The 2,345-nt window shown below is 65.8% G+C and carries 3 protein-coding genes and 1 other RNA gene; 2 read left to right on the forward strand and 2 right to left on the reverse strand.

Features of this window, described 5'->3' with window-relative positions; all coding sequences use genetic code 11:
- Both ACFQ6N_RS40260 and ACFQ6N_RS40265 read left to right on the forward strand, forming a co-directional pair.
- The coding region (locus ACFQ6N_RS40260) for a dTMP kinase (protein WP_380659123.1) at window positions 1–350 on the forward strand (350 nt) is incomplete at its 5' end.
- Window positions 351–404: 54 nt separating this feature from the next.
- Window positions 405–911, forward strand: a complete 507-nt coding sequence (locus tag ACFQ6N_RS40265; RefSeq protein WP_380659124.1) for a hypothetical protein — start codon at window positions 405–407, stop codon at window positions 909–911.
- 3 nt (window positions 912–914) lie between these two features.
- Here the strand turns inward: ACFQ6N_RS40265 and ACFQ6N_RS40270 are convergent, their stop codons facing one another.
- Together ACFQ6N_RS40270 and ssrA are read right to left on the reverse strand one after the other, a co-directional pair.
- Window positions 915–2,120, reverse strand: a complete 1,206-nt coding sequence (locus ACFQ6N_RS40270; protein ID WP_053449485.1) for an integrase arm-type DNA-binding domain-containing protein — start codon at window positions 2,118–2,120, stop codon at window positions 915–917.
- A 163-nt stretch (window positions 2,121–2,283) separates the two neighbouring features.
- Window positions 2,284–2,345: a transfer-messenger RNA gene (gene ssrA / locus ACFQ6N_RS40275) on the reverse strand; the annotation flags it as partial.

Below are 2,345 nucleotides of genomic sequence, written 5' to 3' on the forward strand. Positions count from 1 at the left end.
GTGCCGCTGGGCTTCCGGTTGAGGACCTTTCGAAGGCCAACGACTTCGCGCCGCGACCGCATCTGATGCTGCTGCTCGATGTCGAGCCGGCCACTGGCCTGGAACGTATTCGCGCACGTGGCGATAGGCCAAACCACTTCGAGAACGAAGAGAATCTGGCGCTGTGCCGGGAGATTTTCCTGGGCATGAGCGAGCGCACGAAGTGTGTGATCGACGCCTCGAAGTCGGAGGCTGATGTGCTGGAAGACTCCTATGCCCAGCTCATCCGCCAGTTCGCCCAGAACATTGGTGGCCTGTCGCTGGAGAACATCGAGAAGGTCGGAACCCTCATGGAAGGGCGCCTGGCTTAATCAGGTTAGGATTCAATCGCAGTATCTGCGACGCCCGGCCGTATCCTTTCGGCCATGCTTTCTTCGCACGGCTACCAAGGTTTTAGTTCCGCCCCGATCCCCGCTGGCTGGGTCCAGATGGGGGACAGCTGGGTGCTGTGGTGGAGCGGGCGGCAGATCGCCAACGTCTCGGCGGCCAAGGATGGTGGCGGGCGCGTCCGCCTGGACGCCAGGAAGATGTGGCAGGTCAAAGAAGCCCGCGCCGCCAGCATCGCTCAGGGCAAGCGCTACGCCGAGCGCTGGTGCGCAGCCAGGCTCTACCCAGAGATGCGCCTGCGCTCCGCTGTGGCGCGACTGCTGGACACGACCCCGGCCGAGCCCCTCGAACCGCTTCCCGGCCTGCCGCCGACCCGCGAGCAGCAACAACAGGCCTTGCGCCTGGCTGAGGCAACGGCCAACGCCACTGCGCGAGTCAAGGAAGCGTTGGAACCGGTCAAGCCGACGGCGACGAAGCCGCGGCCGAGGGACGCCCGCAAGGCGTGGGTGAGGGCAGGGCTGCAGCAGATGCAGCGGGGCGTGTAGGCGTCAGGCCACCCGCAGCTGCACCACGTTGCCGTCGCGCAGCCGGTCCAGGTAGTCCGCCCATTCCTGCATCATCCGGATCCGTTCATCGAGATGGGTCGTGCGGTTGTAGGCGCGTCCGTTCGGGTCGCGCACGGCATGCGCCAGCTGGTGCTCGATGATGTCCGGGCGGAAGCCCAGCACCTCGTCCAGCAGCGTGCGCGCGGTGGCTCGGAAGCCGTGACCCGTCACCGTATCCTTGTCGTAGCCCATGGCGCGTAGCGCGGCCAGCACCGCTACCTCTGACATCGGTCGATCCTTCTTGCCCCGGGCGGGGAACACGTACTTTCCCGACTCGGTGTAGGGCTTCAGTTCGCGCAGGATCTCAACCGCCTGGCGCGCCAGCGGCACGATGTGAGGCTGCCGCATCTTCATGCGTGCTGCCGGAATCGACCACAAGCCGGCATCCAGATCCATCTCAGCCCATTCGGCCTGCCGTAGCTCCCCTGGGCGCACGAACAGCATGGGCGCCAGCTTGAGCGCTGTGCTGACGATGCCGGCGCCACGGTAGGCGTGCAGGGCACGCAGCAGCCCGCCCAGCTGGACCGGGTCTACCACTGCAGCGTGGTTCCGTTCCGGGGGCGGGACCAGGGCGCCGCGTAGATCCGCGACCGGGTTCCGCTCGGCTCGGTCGGTCGCCACGGCATAGCGCATGACCTGACCACAGTTCTGCATGACGCGGTGCGCGGACTCGAACGCCTGGCGCTCCTCCATCTTCCTGGCGATCTTCAGAAAGTCGGAGGCCTTCAGGTCCGCAGCGCGCAGCTTCCCGATCTGGGGGAAGACGTCATTCTCGAACCACGCCTCGACCTTCTTGTTATACGTTGGCACCCAAGGGCGGGCCGTCAGCCACTCCCGGGCAATCGCCTCGAAGCTGGAGGCAGCATCCACGACGGCGGCCGTTGCCGCCGCCTTCTTCTGCTCGCCGGGATCCACGCCACTGCGCAGGAGGCGCCGGGCGTCGTCTCGCGCGTCTCTGGCATTGGCCAGGGTCACGTCCGGGTACAGGCCCAGCGCCAGCACCTTTTCCTTCCCCCCGAAGCGGTACTTCCAGCGCCAGCTCTTGGCGCCGGCCACGGTGATGTAGAGGTAGAGGCCACCAGCATCGGACAGCTTCTGTGGCTTGTCGGCTGGCTTCGCGCGGCGGATCGCGACGTCGGTCAGGGGCATGGGGGTATCGGCTTTTCGTGGGCGGTGCGATACCCCTAGATATACCCCCACCGTCTCATAGCCTGCAACGGAACGGCATGGACAAGGGTGGAAAACGAAAAAGCCGGAACCCCTTATTTGACGAGGGATTCCGGCTTTTCGTGGACCCTTGCGGACCCGGTATTGGTGGAGGTGGGCGGAATTGAACCGCCGTCCGAAGGCACTCCATCCCCAGCACTACATGCC

The organism is Kitasatospora sp. NPDC056446, assembly GCF_042796115.1.
Lineage (GTDB): Bacteria > Actinomycetota > Actinomycetes > Streptomycetales > Streptomycetaceae > Kitasatospora.

Excerpts from the sequence above, each read along its gene's own strand:
- ACFQ6N_RS40265 (WP_380659124.1), top strand. The coding sequence starts at position 405 with ATGCTTTCTTCGCACGGCTACCAAGGTTTTAGTTCCGCCCCGATCCCC.
- ACFQ6N_RS40270 (WP_053449485.1), bottom strand. The coding sequence starts at position 2,120 with ATGCCCCTGACCGACGTCGCGATCCGCCGCGCGAAGCCAGCCGACAAG.